Below are 21,555 nucleotides of genomic sequence, written 5' to 3'. Positions count from 1 at the left end.
CGAAATTCCAAAGCACTGTAGCATTAATGCAAACATCGCTGCGGAGAGAGATCAAATGTGCCTCCGCCAAGGAGACACATGTTGGCCACGATCATATTGACCTGGCTTCCGGCGAATGCATGTTACCGCCGATAGAGGCTTGGGCGAAGGAGAATGCGGACATGAACGGCAAGCATGGTTGGCTTCTGACGGTTCCCCTCTGCCTTCTGGCGGGACAAGCCGCAGCGGCCCCCAGGGAGCAGCCCAGGGCTGAAATCTTTACCAACCTGCTCCAGTGCCGCGCCATCGCCAATGATGCGCAGCGCCTTGCCTGCTTCGATCAACAGGTCGGCGCGATGGAGGTCGCATCTCAACGCGACGAAGTGGTCGTGCTGGACAAGAGCGAACTCAACAAGACGCGCAAGACGCTGTTCGGATTCGCCTTCCCCAAACTGCCCTTCCTGGGGGATGGCGACGACAGGGAGGCAACAAAGGAAGAGGAAGGTTTCAGCCATATCGAGGCCAGGATCGCGTCACTGCGCAGTCTGGGCTATGGCAAGTGGCAGATCGTCCTGGAAGACGGCGCGACCTGGATGACGACCGAGGCCACCACCGGCCGCGATCCCAAGGTCGGCCAGGCCATCGAGATTCGCCGCGCCACCATGGGCAGCTTCATGGGCAAGGTAGAGGGCGGCCGCGCCGTGCGGATGAAGCGGGTCGGCTGATCCGTCCTATCGGCCGCTCGGCATCGGTCCAGCAAGCAGCAGCGGATCGATCCGCGCGGTGTTCCACTTCATGCCCCAATGAAGATGCGGGCCGGTCGCCCGGCCGGTCGCCCCGATGGCGCCGATCCGCTGCCCTTGGGTCACATGATCGCCGACCTTCACGTCGATCCGCGACAGATGCAGGAAGGCGCTGTTGAGGCCATGACCATGGTCAATCATCAGCAGATGCCCCTCCAGCGTAAAGGGCTTGTCGCCCGCCGCCAGGATGACGACGCCGTCGGCCGGCGCCACCACCGGTTCGCCGGTCGCGCCCGCAATATCCACGCCGCCATGATAGGCGCCCGGCTGCCCCTGATAGATGCGCTGCGACCCAAACAGGCCGGAGATGCTGCCGATGCGCGGCCAGATGAAGCGTTGTCGCCACCCCTGGGCATTGGTCATCGTCTTGCGGGCAACGTCGATCGCCTCCAGTTCGGGCTTGCGCAACGCCAGAAAGGCTTCGCTGCTCTTGGTCGAACGGAGCGGCACGTTCACGCGCTCGATCCGCCAGTCACGCGGCGCAACGGTCAGTTGACGGTCGATCGTGCGGCCATCGGCGAAACGCGCGGACAGACGCGCCACAGGTGGCGCGTCCCGATCGAAGGCGATCAGGAAACGGCCGTCGGCATCGACCGGCACCAACTGCTGATCCAGATTCAGGGCGACAATTCCTGCGGGCGCATTCCCTATGACGACACCGCCCTGCATCAAGGGACCAGTCAGCCGTAAATCGGGGGCAGGCGCCGCTGTGCCGACTGCCGGCGAAATAACGAGTCCCGCAAGCAGCATCGCACCGGCCAGCGCCTTCATCCGACGCGGCCGGCCTTCAATTCCGCCTGTGCCGAGGCCTGGGCGCTGGCATAGGGTTCCTGCCGCGCAATGCTCCAGTAGCGCAGCTCCTCAAGCGGGATCCTTGCCCCGCTCACCGCGCATACGACATGATCCCCAGCCTGCAATACGCGAAAGCTGTAGGGCATGTAGTGGAGACGGGCGACACGTTCGCGGTTGGACATCAACATGGGTCAATCGGCCTTTGCTACGGCAGCGTCAGGAGAAAAGATCCTGCTGCTGTCCCTCCTCCGCCCCACGCGGCTTGCGGGCGGGGCGGGATGGTGAAGATATAGCGGTCGGGCCCGGCTTCTCAAGCGGCGGCGCGGCATCTCCAACCACAGCATCGACCGTTCCGTCCTTGAAGTGCAGCGTCACCTGGCCCGCCGCTTGTGCCGCCGCCACGGACTGCACCAATTGTCCCGCCGCCATCACCCGCGCATAGCCGCGCTGCAGCGGCAGGTCGGGATTGAGCGAAGCGAAATGACGCGAAACCCGGTCGAAGGCGGTGGTGCGATCGGACAGGACGCGCGCCAGATAGTCAGGCCGCAACCGCAACCGGTCCAGCCGTTCACGCCCGCGCTGGAACTGCTGCGTCAACAGCGCCGGCCGGAGCGCGCCGGCCGCCTGCGCCAGATGCGCGCGCGCATCGGCAAGACGATGGCGCAGACCGCTGGCCAACCCGTCGGATAGTTGGTCGAGCCGCTGCCTTTGCGGCGCAAGCAGCGTATCGGGCGTCGGCATCAACCGCGCCTGCATCTCCAGTCGTTCTCTGGCCTGGGCTATGCCGCGCCGCGCCGCACGCCCAGCTCGCAAGCCCATTTCGGAGAGGCCGGCCAGCAACTCCGCCCGCACCGGCACCGCCATTTCGGCGGCAGCGGTCGGCGTCGGTGCGCGACGGTCGGCAGCATAGTCGCACAGGGTAGTGTCGGTCTCATGCCCCACGGCCGAGATGATCGGGATGGTGCAGTCGGCGACCGCGCGCACGACGATTTCCTCGTTGAAGCTCCACAGATCCTCGATCGACCCGCCGCCGCGCGCAACGATCACCAGGTCGGGCCGGGGCAGCGGCCCGTTGCCGTCCATCGCCGAAAAGCCGCGCACCGCGCGCGCCACCTGTTCGGCCGCACCCTGTCCCTGCACCAGCACCGGCCAGAGCAATACCTGGGTCGGGCAACGATCCTCCAGGCGATGAAGGATATCGCGGATCACCGCGCCGGTCGGCGACGTCACGACGCCAATGGTGCGTGGCAGGAAGGGCAGCGCCTTCTTGCGCTCGGGCGCGAACAGCCCCTCGTCCGCCAGCTTGGCCTTGAGCTTCTCCAGCAACGCCATCAGCGCGCCTTCGCCAGCCAGCTCCATCCGGTCGATCACGATCTGATATTTGGACCGGCCGGGATAGGTGGTGAGCTTGCCGGTGACGATCACCTCGACGCCGTCCTGCGGTGCGAAGGCCAGCCGCTGCGCCCCGCCCTTCCACATCACGCCGTCGATGACGGCATTGTCGTCCTTGAGCGCCAGATAGAGATGGCCCGACGCCGCGCGCTTGAAACCGGAAATCTCGCCGCGCAGGCGGACATGGCCGAAACGATCCTCTACCGTGCGCTTGAGCAATCCCGACAATTCGCTGACCGACAGCGGCGGCGCGTTGTCCCCGGCCTTCTCCTCCGCTAACAGGCGGCCCGAACTGTCATTGGCATCATAATCCGGGACCATGGGCGAAATGAACATCCTTCTGCTTGGCGGCGGCGGCCGCGAACATGCGCTGGCGTGGAAGCTGGCGCAATCGCCGGCCCTCAAAACGCTTTACGCGGCGCCTGGCAACCCCGGCATAGCGCAGCACGCCACCCTGGTCGACCTTGACATGGTCGATCATCGCGCGGTGCTGGATTTCTGCATCCGTCGTTCGATCGGCCTGGTGGTGATCGGGCCGGAAGCGCCACTCGTCGACGGTCTTGCCGACAATCTTCGCACCATGGGCGTCGCCGTATTTGGTCCTAACAAGAAGCCGGCGCAGCTTGAAGGGTCGAAAGGCTTCACCAAGGATCTGTGCCAGCGCGCGGGCATCCCTACTGCCGCCTACTGCCGTGTCACCAGCAAGGACGGCGCCATCGCCGCACTGGACGATTTCACGCTGCCGGTCGTCATCAAGGCCGATGGCCTCGCCGCGGGCAAGGGTGTCATCATCGCCGAAACTCGCGAGGAGGCATTGGAAGCGCTCGACACCATGTTCTCCGGCGCGTTCGGCGCGGCGGGCGAGGAAGTGGTGCTCGAAGAATATATGACCGGCGAGGAAGCGAGCTTCTTCGCGCTCACCGACGGCAGCGCGATCCTGCCCTTCGGTTCGGCCCAGGATCACAAGCGCGTCGGCGACGGCGACACCGGCCCCAATACCGGCGGCATGGGCGCCTACAGCCCGGCGCGCGTGCTGACGCCCGAACTGGAAGCGCAGGTGATCGAAACGATCATCAAGCCAACGGTCGACACGCTGGCGGCGGAGGGCATTCCCTATTCCGGCGTGCTTTATGCCGGACTGATGCTGACCGCCGAAGGGCCGAAGCTGATCGAATATAATGCCCGCTTCGGCGATCCTGAATGCCAGGTGCTGATGACCCGCTTCGACGGCGATCTGGTCGAGCTGCTGCTTGCCGTGGCGCAAGGCAGGCTGGCCGAACAGGGACCCGTACAACTGGCGGACCGCACGGCGCTGACGATCGTCATGGCGGCCAACGGCTATCCCGGCACGCCGGAAAAGGGCGGCGCGATCAATGGGATCGACGCGGCCGAAAAGGATGGCGCCAAGGTCTTCCATGCCGGCACTGCGGACAAGGACGGCGCACTGGTCGCCAATGGCGGGCGCGTGCTCAACGTCACGGCCACCGGCGACACGGTGGGCGCGGCGCAGACAGCGGCTTATGCCGCGGTCGACGCGATCGATTTCCCATCCGGATTCTGCCGTCGGGATATTGGTTGGCGGGAAGTTGCGCGCGAAAAGGCGTGAGACCCTTGCCCCGCACGCGCAACCATCCTTAAATAGGATCAGATACGCGAAGAGGGAGGAGATGCACGATGCAGGAATTCTTCATGGACTATGGCCTGTGGCTGCTGATCGGGCTGCTGGTCATCATCGGCCTGGTGTTCCTGCTATCAGGCAAGCGCAAGCCGTCCATCGACACGCCGGTGGAACCAATCGCGCCGCAACCGCTAGTCGATAGCGCACCGGAAACGCCCGCTGCTCCGACGCCGATAATCCCCGATCCGATAGTACCGCCACCCGCACCCGCCGTTGCGAAAATTGAACCGGAACCCGTTGCCGCACCGGCGCCCGCATCCGCTCCGGTTTCCCCGACGATCACACCCCCCGCTGCAGAGATAGACGACCTGCTCAAGCTCAAGGGCGTCGGCCCCAAGCTCAACACGCTGCTGATCGAACTGGGCGTTACCCGCTATGCCCAGATCGCAAGCTGGTCCGACGCCGATATCGCCGCGATCGATGCCAAGCTCGGCAACTTCAAAGGCCGCCCGGTCCGCGACCAGTGGATCGACCAGGCCAAATATCTGGCCGCCGGCGACACGGCCGGTTTCGAAGCCAAATATGGCAAGCTCTGACGGGTCAGGCGCTGGCCGGTAGCGATACCGGCTCCGCCCATGAAAACCGATCCGCAAGCGCAAGATCAGGCCCGCCCCAAAATCTCCTGCGCGCGCGGCGTCAGTCGCTCAAGGGCAGCGGCATGGATGCCCGGTGCGGAACAGAGAAGTCCAAAAGCGATCGGCTGCGGTCGGTTGAAGCGCAGCGGGTCGCCCAGCGCATCGGTGACGGTCGCCCCTGCTTCCGCACAGATCAGCGCGGCCGCCGCAACATCCCATTCATTGCCCCAGCGCACCGTGGCGACCAGGTCCGCTTCGTCGGCGGCGACCATCGCCATGCGCAGCGCGATGCTGTTGGGCTTGTCCACCGCCACCAGATCACGGTCGGCGCGCGGCAACTGATCGGCCGGCACCCGCGCACCGGGCAGGTCGATGCGCGATCCGGCCCGCAACGTCACCCCGTTGCGGGTCGCGCCCTGCCCCACTTGCGCGATCCACAATTCGTTGCGCGCCGGCGCAGCGAGGATGCCCAGCCTGACGGCGCCATCCTCGATCAGCGCCACGGACACCGACCAGCCGGGCCGCCCGCGCAGATAATCGCGCGTGCCGTCGATCGGGTCCACCACCCAGACGCGCGACACACCCAGGCGATGCACGGTGTCCGCCGTCTCCTCCGACAGCCAGCCTGCCTGCTGATCTATCTCCGCCAGCCGCTGGCGCAGCAATATGTCGACCGCCAGGTCGGCCTCGCACACCGGATGACCCGGCACCTTCTCCCACTGGCGCACGCGGGTTTCCCCGTTGGCCCAGAGCTTCAGCGCATGGTCCGCCGCATCCGTCACGACGGATACGACCTTGCCTAACAGGGGATCAGCCTCCGGCAACGGTCATCCCGTCGATACGCAGGGTCGGCACGTTCATGGCGTAGCGGAACTGCAGGTCATTGGCCGGCACCAGCGCCTGGAACATGTCCTTGAGGTTGCCGGCGATGGTGATTTCCGACACCGCATGAGCCACCGCGCCATTTTCGATCAGAAAGCCCGCCGCGCCACGGCTATAGTCGCCGGTGACGCCATTGACGCCCATGCCGCTCAGTTCGGTGACATAGAGGCCGCGCTTGACGTCCGCCATCAAGTCACCGGGCGACACGCTGCCCGCCGCCATATGGACATTGGTGACGCTGGCGCCGGGCGCGCCGCTGCCCCCACGACTGGCATGGCCGGTGGGTTCCAGGCCGAGCTGCCGCGCCGAAGCGCTGTCCATCAGCCAGCCGGTCAGCACGCCCTTGTCTATCAACGCGCGCCGCTCGACCGGTAGCCCCTCTCCATCGAAGGGACGCGAGCGCAGGCCGCGGACGCGCAACGGATCGTCGATGATGGTGACGCCCGCGTCGAAGATCGCCTCGCCCAGCATGTCGAGCAGGAAGCTGGATCGGCGCGCAATCGCCGGGCCGACCATGCCGCCGATCAGATGGCCTATCATGCTGGAACCGATACGCGGGTCGAAGATCACCGGCATGACGCCGCTTTCGACCTTCACCGGATTGAGCCGCGCCACCGCGCGCTGACCGGCACGAATCCCGATCGCTTCGGCATCGTCCAGGTCCTCCAGATGCCGTACGCTATGGCTGGCATGGTCGCGCTGCATGTCTGCGCCTGCGCCCGCCAATACGCTGGCCCAGGTCGAATGGCTGGTGCCCGCATAGGCGCCGGCAAAGCCATGGCTGGTCGCCAGCGCGACCTGGCTGCGGCCGCTCGCCGCGCCGCCTCCCTCGCTGTTGGTGATGCCCGGCACGCTGCGCGCGGCTTCCTCGGCGATCAGCGCGCGTTCGCGCAAGGCTGCCGGTTCCGGTTCTTCCGCGTCAGTCAGATCGAGCGAAGGCGGGCGCTTCTTGAGCAGCCGATCCTCCGGCGCGAGGCCGGCATAGGGATCTTCGGGCGCCTCGCGCGCCATGGCGATGCAGCGGTCCACCAGCGTTCCGAGCGTCGCGGGATTCATGTCCGACGCGGAGATGCTGGCGGAACGCTGACCGATGAAGACGCGCAGGCCAATCTCCTCGCCCTCTGACCGCTCGACATCCTCCAGCGCGCCGAGGCGTACCGACACATTGGTCGACGCATTGCAGGCATAGATGGCGTCGGCCGCGTCCGCACCCGCCTGGCGCGCCGCGCTCACCAGATCCTGCGCGCGCGACTGGGCTTCTTCTAGGCTGAGCATGGAGGGGAGATAGTCCTTGAATGGAAGAAAGGAAGGGGGTTGGCCTTACGCGCTTGCCCCAGACGGAACAAGCGCGGGAACAACCGCCGCGAGCCAGCGGTCGAGCAGGTGCCAGGCGACGGCCATGGGCGGCGGGGCAAGGAAGGGCGCATCCGGCTCCCCGGCCAGCGCCGCACGGACCCCTTCGGCATCGCACCAGAAGGCATCCTCTATCTCGGTCGGATCAAGCGTCAGCGCATCATCCTCTGCCGCGCAGATGCAGGCGATCATCAGGGAGGAGGGGAAGGGCCAGGGCTGGCTCATCACATAGCGCACGTCATGAACACGCACGCCGGCTTCCTCATAAAGCTCGCGCGCCACTGCCTCCTCGATCGTCTCGCCCGGCTCGATGAAGCCGGCGAGCGCCGAATAACGGCCGGGCGGCCAGCTATGCTGGCGGCCCAGCAGCACCCGCCCCCGATGCTCCGCCAGCATGATCGCGACCGGATCGGTGCGCGGAAAATGTTCGGCAGCACAATCACTGCATTTGCGCGCCCAGCCCGCCTTGGCCGGCTCCGTCTCCGCGCCGCAAACCGAACAGAAGCGATGCCGGGCGTGCCAATGGACCAGGCTGCGCGCGGTGCCGTAGAGCGCGACCTCCTCGGCCGAAACAAGGTCCGCGATGGCGCGACTGCGTGGCGTCGGCACCAGATTGGGGCCAAGGCCAGCAACCAGCCGGGCAAAGATCGGCCGCTCCTGCATATCGATGCCGAGCAGCACATGATCCTCGACCAGCGCCTCCGCCGCCAGCGGTTCCAGCACCAGATGCCCGTCCGCTTCGACCGGTTCCAGACCGTCCAGCATCAGCAGCCGGGCAGCGGGATTGGCAAAGGCCTCCGCCAGCATCGCGGGATTGGTGCGGATATGGTCGACCCGGTCGAGCGTACCGCCGACAAAGCCTGGCGCTGCGCCCTTGTGCATGTCAGTCCCGTGCATCTCTTTCCTTCCTCACCGCCTCGGCCGCGCGGGCGAACAGGGTCGGCAGCCCCGCTTCGCCAATCCGTTCGACTGGCCACCACTCGCCTTCGCCCGCCGGCGTCATCTTCTCCCCCAGATGGGCATGATGGACCGTCAACGCCAGAGAGAAATGGGTGAAGACATGCGCTATCGGCTGCCCGATCGTCGCCCAGCGCGCGGCGATCGGCGGCGTGGCGTCGGGCGATGCGCTCCAGTCCGAACTGGGCAGCGCGCGCATCCCGCCCAGCAGGCCCTTGTCCGGGCGGCGGACCAGCCAGACATGGCTGTCACGCTCGATCCACCAGCCATGGCCGGTGCGATGCGGCTTGGCTTTCTTCGCCGCCTTGACCGGGAAAGCGGCGGGATCGGCGGTCAGGACAGCGGCGCAATCCTCCCGCAGCGGACAGATGCCACAGGCCGGATTGCGCGACGTGCAGATGGTCGCGCCCAGATCCATCATCGCCTGGGCGAAGTCCCCGGCGCGCGCATCGGGCGTGATATGGTCGGCCGCATCGCGAATCTCCGGCCGGGCGGCGGGCAGCGGCGTATCGATCGCGAAGAGCCGCGCCACCACCCGTTCGACATTGGCGTCGACCACTACCGCCCGCCGTCCAAAGGCGATGGCGGCCACGGCGGCGGCGGTATAGGCGCCCACGCCCGGCAGCGCGCGCAGCCCCTCCTCCGTGTCGGGAAAGCAGCCCTCATGGTCGCGCACCACTGCCCGTGCGCAAGCCAGCAGGTTGCGCGCCCTGGCATAATAGCCCAGCCCTGCCCATGCGGCCATCAGGTCGGCATCCGGCGTCGCCGCCAGATCCGCAACCGTTGGCCAGCGTTGCGTGAACTTCGCGAAGTAAGGGCCGACCGCCGCCACCGTGGTCTGTTGCAGCATCACTTCCGACAGCCACACCCGATAGGGATCGGCGGCGTTGGCGCCCGGCGGCGCACGCCACGGCAGGCGACGCGCGTGGACGTCATAATGGGCCAGCAGGTCGCTCGCGATTTTTATGTCTCTACCCTCGACGCGCATGGCGGCCCTATGCCATTAAGTACGCCATGACGGAACGCCCGGCCCCACCGAAATACAAGAGTCGCAAGACGCCCGCCGAAGAACGGCCACGTGTGGGCGCACCGCGCCGGATCGCCGACCTGATGCCGGACATCGGCCGCGCCGCCTTCCGCAAGTTCGGTTTCGTCCAGTCGAGCATCGTGACGCGCTGGGCGGAGATCGTCGGGGCCCATTATGCGGGCATCAGCGCGCCCGAATCGATCCGTTTTCCGGTCGGGCAGAAGGCCGGCGGCACGCTACAATTGACGGTGATGAGCGGCCATGCGCCGATGGTCCAGCATGTGCTGCCCGATATCATCGAACGGGTGAACCGCTTCTTCGGCTATGCCGCCGTGGCCAAGGTCGCCATGCGGCAGGGCGACATATTGCCCGCGACCGCCGAGCGCCGCCCACCGCCGCGCAACCTCAAGCCCATTCCGGTCGAGCTGGGTGATTCGCTGCGCGACATTGGCGACCCGGAACTGCGCGCCGTGCTCGAATCGCTGGCGCAGGGGCTTGCCAACAGCAGCGGCTTGCCCAAAATTAACTAGAGCGATTTCAAGTCAGATGGGACATCTGACGACTTGGAAATCGCGGAAAACTAAGAAATATTCGGCTCCGGTTCATCCGCATATATCTACGGACACGCCTCATGAAGAAACTGCTCCTGCCGCTCGCCCTGCTCGCCGTTCCCGCAGCCCTGGTAGCGGCGCCCGCCGCCAACTGGGTGAACCGCGTCGTGATTTCCCCGATCGGCGGTCACTTCATGGGCAACCCGGCCGCGCCGACCAAGCTGATCGAATATGTCAGCTATACCTGTTCGCACTGCGCCCATTTCGTCGGCGAGGCCAGCGCGCCGCTCAAGACCCAATATGTGAAGGACGGCAAGCTCAGCGTCGAGGTGCGCAACGCCGTGCGCGACAAATATGACCTGACCGCCGCGCTGCTCGCCCGCTGCGGCGGCCCGGCTCGCTTCATGGGCAATCATGAGGCGCTGTTCGCCAACCAGACTGCCTGGATGGAGCAGCTTGAAACCTACGACCGCGACGCCACCAAGCCGACCGAGCAGATTCCCGCGCTCAAGGATATCGGTCAGAAGACCGGCCTTTATGCGCTGATGAACAAGCGTGGTTTTTCCAATGCCCAGCTCGACGCCTGCATCGCCAACCCGCAATCGATGAAGCAGGTGCTGGCCATGACCGACGAGGCGTGGAACAAGATAAAGATTACGGGCACGCCCAGCTTCACCGTCAACGGCACGCTGGTCCAGGGTTCGACCTGGGCGATCCTTCAGGCTGCATTGCCCCCCGCCGCGCGCTGATCTACACCCAATCCCATACGCCAATCATCGGAGCCTAGCCCGTCGTGAAAGCATATCCTCGTCCAGCCTTGGCCGGCATTGCCCTCATCGCCCTCAGCCTGACCCTCGCCGCATGTAGCAAAAGCGAGGAAGGCGCCAAGCCCAGCGGCGAGCCGATCGCCGCCGTTGCCGCGCCCGCCGGCACAAGCTGGTCGGAAACCATCGCCGAGACGCCCGAAGGCTATTATCTGATGGGCAATCCCAACGCGAAGCTGAAACTGGTCGAATATGGCTCCTACACCTGCAGCCATTGCCGCGATTTCGCTGCCGAAGCCTCGGAAGAGATCAAGAAGATCGTCGACACCGGCAAGATGAGCTTCGAATTCCGCACCTATGTGCGTGACCCCATCGACCTCACCACCGCCCTGCTCGCGCGCTGCGGCGGCAAGGATATTTATTACCCGCTTTCGGAACAATTTTTCGCCAATCAGGCAGCGATGTTCGAGAAGGTACAGGGTCAGGAGGCTGCATTTAAAAATGTGGAACAGCTCCCGCCCGCCCAGCGCTTCGGCGCCATCGCGCAGATTGCCGGCCTGGTCGAATATGCACAGCAGCGCGGCATTTCCGCCGATCAGGCCAAACAATGCCTGACCGACACCGCAGCCGCCGAAAAGCTCGCCAAGGGCGTCGAAGCCGCCAACAGCCAATATCAGATTCAGGGTACGCCCAGCTTCCTTATCAACGGCGTGCTGGTCGACAATGTCGCCAACTGGGCCTTGCTCCAGCCCAAGCTCAAACAAGCGGGCCTCTGATTGACGCGGGGGGGAGCGATAGAGGCGTTTGCGCATAGGAAGGCCGGGGCGGCGTTGTGCCGTTCCGGTGAAGCCCCATGCAGATAAAACGCCTCAAGCTCTCCGGATTCAAAAGCTTCGTCGATGCGACGGAGTTGCGGATCGAACCGGGCCTGACCGGTATCGTCGGTCCCAATGGCTGCGGCAAATCCAACCTGCTGGAAGCCATTCGCTGGGTGATGGGCGAATCCAGCGCCAAATCCATGCGCGGCGGCGGCATGGAGGATGTCATCTTCGCCGGCACCACCACGCGCCCGCAGCGCGACTTCGCCGAAGTGTCGCTGCTCACGGTGCAGGAACAGGGCGAGTTGTTCGCCGCTGTCGAGGTGAGCGCCGACAGCGAACTGGAAGTCACCCGCCGCATCGAACGGGGCGCGGGCAGCGCCTATCGCGCCAATGGCAAGGATGTCCGCGCCAAGGATGTCGCGCTGATCTTCGCCGACGCCGCCACCGGCCCGCACAGCCCGGCGCTGGTCAGCCAGGGCCGCATCGCCGCCGTCATCGCCGCCCGCCCGCAGGAACGCCGTGCCATGTTGGAGGAGGCAGCGGGCATCGCCGGCCTCCATGTCCGCCGCAAGGATGCGGAACAGAAATTGCGCGCGGCCGAGGCCAATCTCGCCCGGTTGGACGAAATATTGGCCGACATGGACATGCGCGCCAACAATCTGCGCCGTCAGGCCAAGGCGGCGGAACGCTATATCCGCCTGTCCGAACAGATTCGCGTCGCCGAGGGCCGCACCCTTTTCGCCCGCTGGCGCGAGGCCAACGCCAGCGCAGAGGCAGCGCGCGCCGAAGCGAAACAGGCCGAAGCCGCTGTCGCTGCCGCGCAGGAAGGACAGATCGCCGCCGCCGCCCATGGCCAGGCTGCCATCGCCACGCTGGCCGACCGGCGCACCGCCGCCCAACAGGCCCGCGACGCCGCCAATGAGGCGGGCCATCGCCTCACCGCCCTGCGCACCGAACGGGAGTCGGTCGTCCGCCGCCTCGCCGACCTTGCCCAGCAGGCGGGGCGACTGGAGGAAGACCGCGCGCGCGAAGGCACGCTCGCCAATGACGCGGCCGACGCCATCGCCCGCCTGACCGCCGAGACCGGCACGCTCAAGGCGCGAATCACCGAGACGGAGAAGCTGCGTCCCAATTTCGCCGCGCGCATCGCCACCGCAGAGGATGGCGCGCGCGTCGCCGAACTGGACCTGGCCAAGGCCATGGCGAAGCAGGCCGCCGAACAGGCCGAACTGCGCGTCGCCGAAGCGGCGCTCGCCGCCGCACGCAGCCGCCTGGACCGCGCCGAACGCGAAGTAACGCGACTCGCGGCCGAAGCTACAGCCTTACCCGACGCCGCACCTCTGGAGGCGCAGCGCGAAGCGGCCCTGGCCGATCAGACGCAAGCCAAAGCCGATCGCGATGCAGCCGAAGCCGCAATCCAGGCTGCCGATGCCGACCGCCAAGCCGCAGCAGAGGCGCGCGCCTCCGCGGAAGCCGCGCTTGCCTCCATGCGCGCCGCCCTCGCCGCGCTCGACAGCGAGGCGGCGGCGCTCACACGCGCCATCGACAGCGATACCGGCAACAGGGCGCGGGCGCTGGACAGGCTGAAGGCCGCGCCCGGCTATGAACGCGCGCTTGCCGCTGCTCTTGGCGACGATCTGGAGGCGCCGGTCGGCGCGGAGGGCAAGCGTCGCTGGGCCGGCGCCGATCCGCTCCCCGGCGACCCGCCCCTGCCCACGGGCACGACCGCGCTCGCTACCCATGTCACCGCCCCGCCCGAACTGGCCCGTCGCCTGGCGCAAGTGGCTGTGGCGGATCGCGACGAGGGCCAGCCCCTCGCCGTGGGCCAGCGCCTCGTCACCCTCGACGGCCGGTTGCGCCGTTGGGACGGCTATATCGCGACCGAAGGCGGTGCAGCGGCAGCCGAACGGCTGATCCGGCTCAACCGGCTGGAGGCGATCGCCGCCGCCCGTCCCGCCGCACAGGCCGAAGTCGAACGCGCGGGTGCCGCGCAAGAAAATGCCAAGACACGTGAGCAGGCGGCGGGTCAATCACTGGACCAGGGCCGCACCGCCCTGTCGCAGGCCGACCAGAGCCTGCGCGTCGCCCTGCGCGCCGCTGATGAGGCGACCACCGCACTTGAACGGCTGGCGGGCCGCCGCGAAGCGATAGAGGAACGCCTCACCGAAGCACGCCGCGATCACGACGGCGCGCAGACCGACCATGAAAAGGCGGAAACCGTGCGCGCCGCCGTGCCCGATGGTGCGGAAACCCGTGCTTTGGTCGCGACCCTGGTTCAGGCGAGCGAGAAGGCCCGTGCTGTCGTCAGCCAGCTTCAGGCCGATCAGGCGCTGGCGGACCGCGCCCTGTCCAGCGACCGCGAGCGGCAAGCGGCGGCCGATGCCGAGATCAAGGGCTGGCGCGCCCGCGCCGGGGAAGCCGCCAAGCGCATCGGCGCCATGGTCGCACGCGCCGAGGAGATCACGGCCGAACGCAGCGCGATCGAAGCCCAGCCCGATATGCTGGCGCAGGCCATCGCCGACCTCAGCGATCAGGGTTCGGCCCTGACCGACACCGCCGATCAGGCCCGCCGTGCCGAGCAGGAGGCGGAAGCAGCACTACGCACCGCCGAATCACGTGCCGCGCAGGCCAGCGAAGCGCTCGCCACCGCACGCGAATCCCGCGCCACCGCCGTCGCCCGCGCCGAAGCCGCCGACGAACGCCGGATCGAAACCAACCGCCTGTCGGGTGAACGTTTCGAATGTCCGCCCCCGGTGCTGCCGGAAAAGCTGGGCTTCTCCAGCGCCGACATCCGCATCGCCCAGACCGAGCAGGCCGAACATGATCGTTTCGTCGCCGATCGCGAGCGGATCGGCCCGGTCAACCTCGTCGCCGCGCGCGAACTGGAGGAGCTGGAAACCACCCAGGCGACCAGCCGCGCCGAAAGCGACGAACTCACCCAGGCCATTCACCGCCTGCGCGGCTCGATCGGCAGCTTGAACCGCGAGGGGCGCCAGCGCCTGCTCGCCGCGTTCGAGGCGGTGGATGGCCATTTCCGCCGCCTCTTCACCACCCTGTTCAACGGCGGCCAGGCGCATCTGGAGCTGATCGACAGCGACGATCCGCTGGAGGCGGGGCTGGAGATCATGGCCCAGCCGCCGGGCAAGAAGCTCGCCGCGCTCACCCTGTTGTCGGGTGGCGAGCAGGCACTGACGGCCGTAGCGCTGATCTTCGGCCTGTTCCTCACCAACCCCGCGCCGATCTGCGTGCTGGACGAAGTCGATGCGCCGCTCGACGACGCCAATGTCGAGCGTTTCTGCGACCTGCTCGACGCCATGGTGGCGCAGACCAACACCCGCTACCTGATCGTCACCCATAATGCGGTCAGCATGGCGCGAATGCACCGGCTGTTCGGCGTCACCATGGTCGAACGCGGCGTCAGCCGCCTCGTTTCGGTCAACCTCCATGGCGCCGAGGCGCTGTTGGCGGCCGAATAGGGCCAGTTCGCCCCGGCTGGTCCTTGTTCTCCTTCCGCTGGAACCGCAGCGTCACGCGCCAACGATAAGGAATGACCATGGTGCACCTGCCTCCCTTCGCGCTCGATCACTGGCTGTCGACCTATGATTTCGCGACCCCGCCCATCGCCTATAATCTGGCGTCCAGCACCGGCCCGCGCTGGAGCGTCGCCGACATCTGCGCGCTGGGCGACGCGCCGCTGGCGATCGACGACACGATCCTGAGCTATGCCCCGCCCGAAGGCAGTCGGGCGTTGCGCGAGGCGATCGCCGCTTTCCATGACACCGACCCGGACAGCATCATCGTTACCACCGGCGCATCGGAGGCGCTGTCCATCCTCTTCTGCCTCGGCGCGCAACCGGGCGCGAACATCGTCCTGCCCGATCCCGGCTATCCCGCCTATGAGGCGGTGGCGCAGGCCTGGGGCCTTGCGACCCGTTCCTATCATCTGCGGCGGGAAGACCGGTTCATCCAGCGCGCCGACGCGATCCTGGCGCAGGTCGATGCCGACACCGCATTGGTGATCCTCAACACGCCCCACAATCCCACCGGAACCGTCATGCCACGCATCGAGATCGAAGCGCTGGCCGCAGCTCTGGCCGAACGGGGCGTGCCGCTGCTGGTGGATGAAGTCTATCACCCGCTCTATTTCACCGCACCCCAGCCCTCGGCCGCCGGCATTCCCAACGTCATCGTCACCAGCGACCTGTCAAAGGCGCTGTCGCTGCCGGGCCTGCGGACGGGCTGGCTGATCGATGCGGACGCCGACCGGCGCGCGCGCATCATCGACGCCCGCAGCTATTTCACGATCAGCGGTTCGCCGCTGCTCGAACGGCTCGCCACCCATGCGTTACAACAGAGCGACGCCATTCTCGCCCGATTGCGTTCGGTTGCGCAGGCCAATATCGCGCAGCTCGACGCGCTCATTGCCGGATCGGGCGGCCGCCTTGCCTGGGTGCGGCCGGACGGCGGAACGACGGCTTTCCCCTGGTTCACCGACGGCCGCGACAGCCGTTCCTTCTGCCAGACCCTGGCCGCGCAGGGCGTATTGCTCGCGCCCGGCGACTGTTTCGGCCATCCGGCCCATATGCGGCTGGGCTTTACGCAGCAGGAAGAAGGGCTTGCGACAGCAGTGGGCCGGATCGCCGCCGCTCTTACGGCAATATAGCGGGGCGCTCGCCTTTCCGTGGCAGCGCCATCATGCGGTGGCGCTGCCCACCACCAGGCAGGCCAGAAACATCAATAGGCCAGCAAAGCGATTGGAGCGGAACTTGGTAAGTGGGTCGACGCCGTCTTCCTTCAGCGTCCCCACCTGCCACAACAGATGCGCCGCCATCGGCAGCAACGCCGCAAGCGCCAGAACCTGCGGCCTGAGCTGCCAGATCGCGCCTGCCCACAGCGCCAGCGCCAGCGCATAGCAGAGCGTCACGCCCGGCCGCACATGCCGCCCCATAGACAGCGCGCTGGACCCGATCCCGATCAGCGCATCGTCCTCCCGGTCCTGCATCGCATAGATGGTGTCATAGCCCACCACCCAGAAGATACTTCCGGCATAGAGCAGCAGTCCGGGCAGGGTGAGCGCGCCGACGACCTCGCTCCATCCCACCAGCGCTGCCCAGGAAAAGACGAGGCCCAGCCAAAGCTGCGGCCATCCGGTGATCCGCTTCATGAAGGGATAGGCCGCGACCAGAGCGAGACTGCCCAGCGCCACGACCTGCGCATAAAGATGAAGCTGCAGCAGCACGACCAGGCCCACCAGGCACAAGGCGATCAGCCAGGCCCAGGCGGCCTTCACCGATACCGCGCCGCTCGCCAGCGGCCGGGCAGCGGTGCGCGCCACCTTCCGGTCAAGGTCACGATCGACGATGTCGTTGAACACGCATCCCGCGCCGCGCATCGCAATGCTGCCCAGCAGCAACCAGGCGATCAGCGGCCAGCGGGCGAATCCGCCCCCGGCCAGCGCTACGGCCCAGGCGCCGGGCCAGAAGAGCAGCCACCAGCCGATCGGTCGATCGAACCGCGCCAACTGCGCCAATGCACGCGGCGTGTTCGGCAACCGCGACAGCAATGTGCGCGCTTCGCTGTCAGGGACGATCGTCTGATTCACTGCGACTCCGTTCACCCTCGCGCTTGTCGAAGGACCATGCTTCTCTTTAAGGAAGAAGACACATCCGACAAGTCACGAGGCATATGACCGCAACCCCCGCCTGGCCGCCGCAAAGCGCTCCGCGCCTTCATGTCGAAACCCCGTTGGGTGAGGGGGTCGCCGTGCCGGTCGACGGCAATCCGGCCCATTATCTCATCAGCGTCATGCGGGTGAAGCCGGACGATATCGTCCTGCTGTTCGACGGCCGGTCGGGCGAATGGGCGGCGCGCGCGCGCGACATTCGCAAACGGGATCTGGTGCTGGAGTGCGTCCAGCAGACCAAGCCGCCCGAAACCGTGCCCGACTTCTGGCTCTGCTGCGCCCCCATCAAGAAGGGGCGGATCGACCTGATCGCGGAAAAGGCGTGCGAACTGGGCGTGGCCCGGCTTCAGCCGGTGCTCACCCGGCGCGCGGTGGTGGACAAGCTCAACCTCGACCGGCTGCGCGCCCATCTGGTCGAGGCGGCAGAACAATGTGGCCGCACCGCACTGCCCGACCTGCCCGAAATGGTGAAGCTGGACGCTCTGCTCAGGGACTGGCCCGTCGACCGCCACCTCTTCTTCGCCGACGAAACCGGCGGCGCGCCGCTGGCCGAAAGCCTGCGCGCCCATGTCGGCCCGGCCGCCTTCCTGGTCGGCCCGGAGGGCGGATTCGACCCGGCGGAGCGTGACGCGATCCGCGCCACACCGGGCGCCGTGCCGGTATCGCTCGGCCCCCGAATCCTGCGCGCGGAGACCGCCGCCATCGCCGCCACGACCGCCTGGATGACGATCAACGGCGATTGGGTCTAGTTTCATTTCGCTATGTTATTGCGCAGACCATAGGCGCAACTTATCTGTCGGCAGCGCGCTCTTGTTTGACGCGCATGGGGGAAGCACTAAGGGCGGGGCATGAGCACCAGAACAGACTCCGGGGACCATGATCCCGTCATCGAAAGCCGCGACCAGTTGATCGCGGCCTTTTCCAAGGGCGAAAAGCCCAAGGAACGCTGGCGGATCGGCACCGAGCATGAGAAATTCGTCTATAGCCGCAAGGATCATCACGCCCCTTCCTATGAGGAGATGGGCGGCATCCACACGCTGCTGATCGGCCTGACCCGCTATGGCTGGAGCCCGGTGTTCGAGGGTGAGAATATCATCGCCCTGTCCGGCAGCGACGGCACGATCAGCCTGGAGCCGGCAGGCCAGCTTGAACTCAGCGGCGCGCCGCTCGACAATCTGCACCAGACCTGCGCCGAAACCGGGCGGCATCTGGAGCAGGTGAAATATGTCGGCGACATGCTGGGCCTGGGCTTTCTGGGCCTGGGCATGTGGCCGGACAAGAGCCGCGAAGCGCTGCCGATCATGCCCAAGGGGCGCTACGACATCATGCTGCGGCACATGCCGCGCGTGGGGTCGATGGGTCTCGACATGATGCTGCGCACCTGCACGATCCAGACCAATCTGGACTATGGCAGCGAAGCCGACATGGCGCAGAAGTTCCGGGTGTCGCTGGCCCTCCAGCCGCTCGCCACCGCATTGTTCGCCAACTCGCCCTTCACCGATGGGAAGCCCAACGGGTTCCTGTCCTACCGCAGCCATATCTGGTCGGACACCGATCCGCACCGTACCGGGATGCTGCCCTTCGTGTTCGAGGATGGCTTCGGTTACGAGCGCTATGCCGACTATGCGCTCGATGTGCCGATGTATTTCGTCTACCGCGACGGCGGATATATCGACGCGGCGGGCCTGAGCTTCCGCGACTTCCTTGCCGGGAAACTCTCCGTCCTGCCCGGTGAGAAGCCGACCGAGAAGGATTGGGAGGATCATCTCTCCACCGCCTTCCCCGAAGTGCGGATGAAGAGCTTCCTCGAAATGCGCGGTGCCGATGGCGGCCCGTGGAACCGCATCTGCGCGCTGCCCGCCTTGTGGGTCGGCCTGCTCTACGATCAAGGCGCGCTCGACGCGGCCTGGGACGTGGTCAAGGACTGGAGCATGGAGGAACGGCAGATCCTGCGCGATTCCGTGCCGAAGCTGGGCCTTGACGCACCGATCGGCGGCGGCCGCACATTGCGCGACATTGCCGGGGAAGTGGTGAACATCGCTCGTTCGGGCCTGACTGCCCGCGCCCGTCTCAACAGCGCGGGGGACAATGAAACCGGCTATCTCTCCGCCCTTGATGAGGTGATCGCGTCCGGCAAGACCCATGCCGAACGGCTGCTGGACCGCTATCATGGCGAATGGCAGGGCGACCTCAGCCGCATCTACGCCGAAGAGAGCTTCTAACGGAGCGTCATTCCGCCGGTTGCGCTATTGCCGCCGTCTCGCGCTTCCTCCCCGTCATCCAGGCGAAGAGGCGCGGGACAGGCGCATTGCGTTCCATCCATTCACTATAGGCGCGATAGTCCGGATCAGCCGACAAATGCTGCTCCTCGGTCTTCGCGCGCCAATAATAGACCGCGTTGGTCAGCGCCAGCATCGCGCAGTTGCGCACCATGTCGGTCAAGGAGCCGCTGACCGTCAGGAAAGGCAGCGCCGAAAACCACCAGAAGAGGTTTTTGGAGAGGTAGGCCGGATGCCGCGTCCAGCGATAGGGACCGTGGGTCAGGATGCCGCGATGGGTCAGGTTGGAAAAGCGAATACCGAACGCCACCGTCGCCCAGGCATAGATAGCGGTCAGCAGCACCAGCCAGCCGCCCAATATCCATTGCAGCGCGCTCATCCCCTGCGTCCACACATCCCACTCCGCGCCGCCGGCATGGTAGTCGAGCGGCCCGCCGCCGGCCATCAGCACGAAGGGCGGATAGCAGATCAACGCCGCCAGCCAGCCGCTCAGGAGGGGATTGGCAGTGCGGATATGCGAGTCCAGCGGCTTGAAGGTCAGGACATAGCCGACCGTCGCCATGCAGACATCGATCATGAACATGACCGCGATCAGAAAACCGGCCAACGCCACGGGATTGGCGACAATATCGGCGATCCGCCATTCCACCACGCTGGCGAAATTGCCCGGCACGATCGACACCATGAAGGCGAGGAAAAAGCCCTTCACCGCCCAGGCACGCGCGTGATGCGCCACCTGTTGCCGGTCAGGCGCACCCGCAGCGCCGCCGATCACCCATTGGCCAAAGCTGTAGGAAGCGTCCTTTGGGTCCACCAGCCGCCGGTCGATCCAGACGATATAGGGAATGGACGCACCCAGCAGCCAGGGCGCGGCGCTCATGAACAGGTCCATCGAAAAACGGTAATTGCCGCTCCAGTACCAGCGCGCGATGCAATAGAAGATGGCGATGGCGAGCCAGGTCGCCCACAGCCCGGCGATCTTGACGATGCTGATATCCAGCACATCCCACACCGGGCGCGGCTTTGCCTGCCAGTCGATCCCGGTCGATGCGTTGCGATGCACCTTGTCGACGATCAGCGACCAGAGCACCATCGGCAGTCCGCAGGCGACCACGGCCGCCAGCCCCGCATTCGGCCCATTCATGCCATAATGGCGCGCCACCAGCGTCCAGAGCATAAGCCCGACCAGGCCGGCAACACCGACCCCGTGGCTGACGGCGGAGGGGGGACAGGGATCAGCCTTGCTCATGACCGCCAGCCTCTAACGGAAAATGGTAAGCAAGCGATGAAGGCAAAAAAGCGGAAGCGGCACGGAATATCAGGTTGGGATCAGCCGCCTGTTCCACCCAACACGTTGATGGTGAAGGCCAGAATACCGAGATTGAAGAGGAAGGCCGCCAGGCATTGGAACAACACCGTCCTGCGCATGGCCGTCGCCGTCACCGACACATCGGACGTCTGGAAGGTCATGCCCAGGGTGAAGGCGAAATAGAGGAAATCCCAATAGCCCGGCTCCTCCTCCGCCGGAAAATCCAGCCCGCCCTGATCCTTCCCCACCGCGTCGGGCAGGTAGAAGATATGGGCATAATGCATCGCATAGACGAGGTTGGAAAAGAGCCAGGCGATCAGCAGCGTCGCCAGCAGCAGCGCGATCATCACGCCATTCGGCCCGCCATGCTGGCCGATCGCCACCCCCACCGCAATCAGGATCACCAGGCTGACGACCCCGGTCAGCAACAGCATCAGTTCGCGATTGGCGTCGTTGGCCTGCGCATTGCGCCGCATCGTGGCGGGCGCCGCGTCGATCAGCGGCACGACCGACGCCATGAACGCCAGCGCGGCCAGATCGAACCCCGCCATCACCGCCTGATGCCATGGCAACACCAACGCCAGCGGTACAACGATCGCCAGCAGCAGCAGAAACATGCCGTAGCGCCAGGGGAAGAGGGACGAAGAACGCATGGTTCGCATCAAAAGCCCAAAGCCCCCGGTTGGCAAGCGCCCGGTGATTCTTTCATG

20 protein-coding genes are annotated in these 21,555 nt (G+C 66.2%); 10 read left to right on the top strand and 10 right to left on the bottom strand.

Annotated features, from left to right (window positions below; genetic code table 11):
* Positions 1 to 161 precede the first annotated feature (161 nt).
* On the top strand, positions 162 to 704 hold the full coding sequence (locus MOK15_RS12560; protein WP_242931922.1) for a hypothetical protein: 543 nt from the start codon (positions 162 to 164) through the stop codon (positions 702 to 704).
* 6 nt (positions 705 to 710) lie between these two features.
* Here the strand turns inward: MOK15_RS12560 and MOK15_RS12555 are convergent, their stop codons facing one another.
* The 3 genes from MOK15_RS12555 to xseA are packed head-to-tail and all read right to left on the bottom strand — an operon-like array spanning position 711 to position 3,287.
* A complete protein-coding gene (locus MOK15_RS12555; protein WP_242931921.1) occupies positions 711 to 1,553 on the bottom strand; it encodes a M23 family metallopeptidase in 843 nt (280 codons plus the stop codon).
* Complete coding sequence (locus MOK15_RS12550) at positions 1,550 to 1,762, bottom strand: DUF2093 domain-containing protein (protein WP_242931920.1); 213 nt, start codon at positions 1,760 to 1,762, stop codon at positions 1,550 to 1,552. Before MOK15_RS12550 ends, MOK15_RS12555 begins: the two co-directional genes overlap by 4 nt.
* Before the next feature lie 28 nt (positions 1,763 to 1,790).
* On the bottom strand, positions 1,791 to 3,287 hold the full coding sequence (xseA, locus tag MOK15_RS12545) for an exodeoxyribonuclease VII large subunit (RefSeq protein WP_242931919.1): 1,497 nt from the start codon (positions 3,285 to 3,287) through the stop codon (positions 1,791 to 1,793).
* A 7-nt stretch (positions 3,288 to 3,294) separates the two neighbouring features.
* Between xseA and purD the strand changes: the two genes are divergently transcribed.
* Both purD and MOK15_RS12535 read left to right on the top strand, forming a co-directional pair.
* On the top strand, positions 3,295 to 4,572 hold the full coding sequence (gene purD / locus MOK15_RS12540) for a phosphoribosylamine--glycine ligase (protein WP_242932739.1): 1,278 nt from the start codon (positions 3,295 to 3,297) through the stop codon (positions 4,570 to 4,572).
* 68 nt (positions 4,573 to 4,640) lie between these two features.
* Positions 4,641 to 5,180 carry a hypothetical protein gene (locus tag MOK15_RS12535; RefSeq protein WP_242931918.1) on the top strand — a complete coding sequence of 180 codons (540 nt, stop codon included), beginning with the start codon at positions 4,641 to 4,643 and terminating at the stop codon, positions 5,178 to 5,180.
* A 65-nt stretch (positions 5,181 to 5,245) separates the two neighbouring features.
* Here the strand turns inward: MOK15_RS12535 and MOK15_RS12530 are convergent, their stop codons facing one another.
* Genes MOK15_RS12530 through MOK15_RS12515 form a run of 4 tightly spaced genes read right to left on the bottom strand, consistent with a single transcriptional unit; the run spans position 5,246 to position 9,399 of the window.
* A complete protein-coding gene (locus MOK15_RS12530; protein ID WP_242931917.1) occupies positions 5,246 to 6,043 on the bottom strand; it encodes an inositol monophosphatase family protein in 798 nt (265 codons plus the stop codon).
* Positions 6,030 to 7,376 (bottom strand): TldD/PmbA family protein, encoded by a 1,347-nt coding sequence (locus MOK15_RS12525; protein ID WP_242931916.1) that lies wholly within the window; start codon positions 7,374 to 7,376, stop codon positions 6,030 to 6,032. The genes MOK15_RS12530 and MOK15_RS12525 overlap by 14 nt, the downstream gene beginning before the upstream one ends.
* A gap of 45 nt (positions 7,377 to 7,421) precedes the next feature.
* Positions 7,422 to 8,351, bottom strand: coding sequence for an NAD(+) diphosphatase (gene nudC, locus MOK15_RS12520; protein ID WP_242931915.1), 930 nt, complete (start codon positions 8,349 to 8,351; stop codon positions 7,422 to 7,424).
* Positions 8,338 to 9,399, bottom strand: a complete 1,062-nt coding sequence (locus MOK15_RS12515; RefSeq protein WP_242931914.1) for an A/G-specific adenine glycosylase — start codon at positions 9,397 to 9,399, stop codon at positions 8,338 to 8,340. Before MOK15_RS12515 ends, nudC begins: the two co-directional genes overlap by 14 nt.
* A gap of 26 nt (positions 9,400 to 9,425) precedes the next feature.
* On the opposite strand from MOK15_RS12515, the gene MOK15_RS12510 reads away from it, so the two are divergent.
* From MOK15_RS12510 to MOK15_RS12490, 5 genes are all read left to right on the top strand, one after another.
* Positions 9,426 to 9,968 carry a DUF721 domain-containing protein gene (locus tag MOK15_RS12510; RefSeq protein WP_242931913.1) on the top strand — a complete coding sequence of 181 codons (543 nt, stop codon included), beginning with the start codon at positions 9,426 to 9,428 and terminating at the stop codon, positions 9,966 to 9,968.
* Between the two features lie 101 nt (positions 9,969 to 10,069).
* Complete coding sequence (locus tag MOK15_RS12505) at positions 10,070 to 10,738, top strand: thioredoxin domain-containing protein (protein ID WP_242931912.1); 669 nt, start codon at positions 10,070 to 10,072, stop codon at positions 10,736 to 10,738.
* A gap of 44 nt (positions 10,739 to 10,782) precedes the next feature.
* A complete protein-coding gene (locus MOK15_RS12500) occupies positions 10,783 to 11,529 on the top strand; it encodes a thioredoxin domain-containing protein (protein ID WP_242931911.1) in 747 nt (248 codons plus the stop codon).
* 77 nt (positions 11,530 to 11,606) lie between these two features.
* Complete coding sequence (locus tag MOK15_RS12495) at positions 11,607 to 15,050, top strand: AAA family ATPase (protein ID WP_242931910.1); 3,444 nt, start codon at positions 11,607 to 11,609, stop codon at positions 15,048 to 15,050.
* A 77-nt stretch (positions 15,051 to 15,127) separates the two neighbouring features.
* Positions 15,128 to 16,237 (top strand): pyridoxal phosphate-dependent aminotransferase, encoded by a 1,110-nt coding sequence (locus tag MOK15_RS12490; RefSeq protein WP_242931909.1) that lies wholly within the window; start codon positions 15,128 to 15,130, stop codon positions 16,235 to 16,237.
* 30 nt (positions 16,238 to 16,267) lie between these two features.
* Here MOK15_RS12490 and ubiA read toward each other — a convergent pair whose 3' ends face one another.
* Positions 16,268 to 17,176 (bottom strand): 4-hydroxybenzoate octaprenyltransferase, encoded by a 909-nt coding sequence (gene ubiA / locus MOK15_RS12485; protein WP_242931908.1) that lies wholly within the window; start codon positions 17,174 to 17,176, stop codon positions 16,268 to 16,270.
* Positions 17,177 to 17,259: 83 nt separating this feature from the next.
* Here ubiA and MOK15_RS12480 point away from each other — a divergent pair, with 83 nt between their 5' ends.
* The gene (locus tag MOK15_RS12480) at positions 17,260 to 18,006 is read left to right on the top strand and encodes a 16S rRNA (uracil(1498)-N(3))-methyltransferase (protein WP_242931907.1); all 747 of its coding nucleotides are present in this window, start codon (positions 17,260 to 17,262) and stop codon (positions 18,004 to 18,006) included.
* A gap of 99 nt (positions 18,007 to 18,105) precedes the next feature.
* Positions 18,106 to 19,479, top strand: a complete 1,374-nt coding sequence (locus tag MOK15_RS12475) for a glutamate--cysteine ligase (RefSeq protein WP_242931906.1) — start codon at positions 18,106 to 18,108, stop codon at positions 19,477 to 19,479.
* Between the two features lie 7 nt (positions 19,480 to 19,486).
* Here MOK15_RS12475 and MOK15_RS12470 read toward each other — a convergent pair whose 3' ends face one another.
* A complete protein-coding gene (locus tag MOK15_RS12470; RefSeq protein WP_242931905.1) occupies positions 19,487 to 20,785 on the bottom strand; it encodes an isoprenylcysteine carboxylmethyltransferase family protein in 1,299 nt (432 codons plus the stop codon).
* Between the two features lie 80 nt (positions 20,786 to 20,865).
* Positions 20,866 to 21,498, bottom strand: a complete 633-nt coding sequence (locus tag MOK15_RS12465) for a DUF1345 domain-containing protein (RefSeq protein WP_242931904.1) — start codon at positions 21,496 to 21,498, stop codon at positions 20,866 to 20,868.
* Between the last annotated feature and the right edge of the window lie 57 nt (positions 21,499 to 21,555).

Source organism: Sphingobium sp. BYY-5 (assembly GCF_022758885.1).
Taxonomy (GTDB): Bacteria; Pseudomonadota; Alphaproteobacteria; order Sphingomonadales; family Sphingomonadaceae; genus Sphingobium.
This window is presented reverse-complemented; position numbering and strand designations above follow the sequence as displayed.